Origin of the sequence: Aeromonas sp. 159 (genome assembly GCF_963862045.1) — a bacterium.
In the GTDB taxonomy this organism is placed as follows: domain Bacteria; phylum Pseudomonadota; class Gammaproteobacteria; order Enterobacterales; family Aeromonadaceae; genus Aeromonas; species Aeromonas veronii.
The window spans coordinates 1-2,853 of sequence record NZ_CAWLMI010000061.1; the positions used below are offsets into that span (position 1 = coordinate 1).

Annotated in this window: 3 protein-coding genes; all 3 read right to left on the reverse strand. The window is 55.2% G+C overall.

The window, feature by feature from the left end; all coding sequences use genetic code 11:
• Window positions 1-175 precede the first annotated feature (175 nt).
• On the reverse strand, window positions 176-625 hold the full coding sequence (locus AACR14_RS11765; RefSeq protein WP_019446323.1) for a hypothetical protein: 450 nt from the start codon (window positions 623-625) through the stop codon (window positions 176-178).
• Window positions 626-753: 128 nt separating this feature from the next.
• Entirely contained in the window at window positions 754-1,239 is a 486-nt protein-coding gene (locus tag AACR14_RS11770) for a YqhA family protein (protein ID WP_005333692.1), read from the reverse strand.
• Window positions 1,240-1,410: 171 nt separating this feature from the next.
• Window positions 1,411-2,853, reverse strand: a 1,443-nt coding sequence (locus tag AACR14_RS11775) for a 3'-5' exonuclease (protein ID WP_041201953.1), incomplete at its 5' end; no start/stop codon positions are given.

Sequence of the window (2,853 nt, forward strand, 5' to 3'; positions counted from 1 at the left end):
CAGGGTGACCGAGCCAGCGCTCAGGTTGGCGGTGACGAGGCGCGGGGCGCTTCCCTCCTCATAGGCGAGCATCCCTGAACTCATTTGCTGGGCAAACGCGAAGGGGCTGGCCAGCAGTAGGACGAGTGCCAACAGGGGTGACAAATATGCAGAGAACGATGACTTCAACATGGGATCAGGAGCGCCATTTCAAGATGGTCCAGCGCCAGGCGTGGCGCAGCACCAGAGGAGTTAACGCCAATGCGCTCAGCCAGTGGGCCCAGCTGGCGAGGTTGCCCGTGGCATAGCCCGGAGTGCCGTGCAGCACCAGCAGCAGGCCGCTGGCCAGACAGATCAGCAGCAGGGCTTCAATAATCCGCCCCGTGGTGCGCAAAAAAGGTTTGTTGCTGCGGTTCAACAAGCTGCGATGGGAGAGCCAGAAGGCGCCAAACAGCAGCGGGAACAGGGTGAGCGAGAGCATCACATGGAAAAACAGATTCCAGCGTGCCAGCGACCAGAGCGGGGTCAGCGGCTCCCACAGCAGCAGGCCGGAGAAGAACATCAGATAGAGGGTGCCCTCGGCGGCCTGATGGTGGTAGGCCAACCATTGCCGGAATTGTCGGGGTGAGAGAGAAAGGCTTGTCATAAAGGCTCCAGCACCCGGGCGGGGCAGCCCGGGGGGAGCAAGTTTATAACGCAGTAAGAGTAATGAAAAGTGTTATCAATTGTATTGCTGGTGAATCAAGGCTGAACAAGCACAGTGATCAAGCTCGACTATTTATGCTCCGCCATCCGCTCGGTCACCGCATAGATGAGCGCGGCCAGCGAGAAGGCGAGAAACACCACCACGGACCACTTCATATCGACTTCGTTGATGATGCCATCTTCGAGAAACGCCTTGAGCACCTCCACTCCGGCAATAGTCACCAGCGAGTTGATGACGATGAGCTTGAGGGAGGCAAAGTTGATCTTGCTAAGCCAGTTGCTGCTAAGGGAGGCGCGCTGCTCTTCCGTCTGGATAAATTGCACATAGCCACAGATAGCAACCAGGATCAGCATCTGGGCCACCAGTATAAAGTCCACCAGGGTCAGCACGCCGGTAATGAGATCCAGATAGGGGATCTCGAAAATGTTTACAGAAAGCTGATAGAGCTGCATGGCAAACTTCACCATCAGCAATACCACGCAGATGAGAATGCCAATGTAGAAGGGGAACATCATCAATCTGCTGCCATTGAGCATGAAATTGAATCGACGCATAAAAACTCCAAGGTAAGGGAAGCTGGGTGATTATGACCTGAATTGAGGCTATTGGCAGCGACGTGTCGTCAAGTCACCAAGCTTTCACTATCACCTACTGCAGTACCGGCACAGCTGGTGCTGCAAGTCGTGAAGATCTATCCCGGTAGCATGGGGGGCTACCAGTTTGGTTCATAACTCCAGCTCGATTATGGGGATCTCCCAACGTTCGCTGCGCATCTTGGGTTGATACTCATCCTTTTCCTGCTCTTTACGCCGCTCTATCAAGGCGATCACTCTGGCTTCGCGGATTGTATTCACATCGAATTTCCAGGTTTCTTCTCCCTGTAGGGAGAGGCGAGCGATCTTGTGACTGCGGTGATAGACATGGAGCCTGTCCTGTTTGTCGGGGGCAATGCGTACGGCATCGCCTACTTTCAACGCTCTCAGTTCGTTGTGAATAGTCTGGCCTTCATCACTGTGACCTGCATATCCCAACACCAGTTGCGACATACCCATCATGGCGAAACGACGTTGTCTGTCCGGTCGGGTTGCGTTAGGTCTCTGCACGTAGCAGTGGGAGGCGATCAGTGGAATATGGGGATTACGTTGATCGTGGCGAGCCATGAGAACCAGCCTTTCGATAGCACGTGTCATCCCCACATAGAAGAGGCGCCGCTCTTCTTCCAGGTTACTGGTCGATAGCTCCGCCGCGCGTTGCCAGCCGCCGTCGAGAAGTATCACATGGCGATACTCCTCCCCCTTAACCCCATGTACCGTACTTAACAATACCCCTTTACCGAAGCGGATCTGGCGCTTTTGCTCGCTCAAATACTCGTAGAGGAACATCAGGAAGTGGTGGGCAGAAAGAGCGTGCTCTCCCTGGCTGGCTTGCCACTGAGCAATCAGATCGTGCAGTAGCTCCTCCCAACGGTTGGCCAGTGAGAGTGGAGGGAGAGGGGCTGCAAGTTGCTCCGCTGTCAGCAGGGCATGACCTTGCTGTTGTAGCCAATTCTGATAGCGCAAGATTTCACGGCAGCGATGCACAGGAAAACCGTTCTCTTTATCCAGAGTAAAACGACAGGGAATATCAGCATCTGCCAGTGCCGAGCGTACCCAGGCCAGTTCCTCCTTCTCTAGCCCATTACGGGCCAGCACGGCGATAGATTCCAGCGGGCAAGTGGGAGTCTTCTCACGGATAAGCGTGATATGTCTCACGACCTCGGCTGCCTGTTGGGCTGCATCCTGGCACTGCTGGATGATGACGCGACCCTGTGCTGTCTCCATCCCCTCCCAGTGCCCCCCAGCCACTTCCATCTTGCGCCTGTCGTCGATCTCGATGGGATGTGTACGCTTCATGCGATCCTGATTGTGCTCAATCAGGCGGTTGGAGGTCTCGATGATGTGGGCGGTGGAACGATAGTTCCAGGTCAGGAAGTGAGTCTGGGCGTTGTAGTCTTGCTCAAAGCGGCGAATAAAGCTGACGTTCGCGTCGCGAAAGGCGTAGATCGATTGGTCATCATCACCCACAGCCATCAGATGCAGTCGGGCCTCCTCATCCTCTTCGCTTTTGCCCACCAGTGCCGCGATAAGCTGGTACTGTTGTTCATCAATGTCCTGATACTCGTCGACGAG

Coding starts and splice junctions, on each gene's coding strand:
- AACR14_RS11770 (WP_005333692.1), bottom strand. CDS start 1,239: ATGCGTCGATTCAATTTCATGCTCAATGGCAGCAGATTGATGATGTTC.
- AACR14_RS11765 (WP_019446323.1), bottom strand. CDS start 625: ATGACAAGCCTTTCTCTCTCACCCCGACAATTCCGGCAATGGTTGGCC.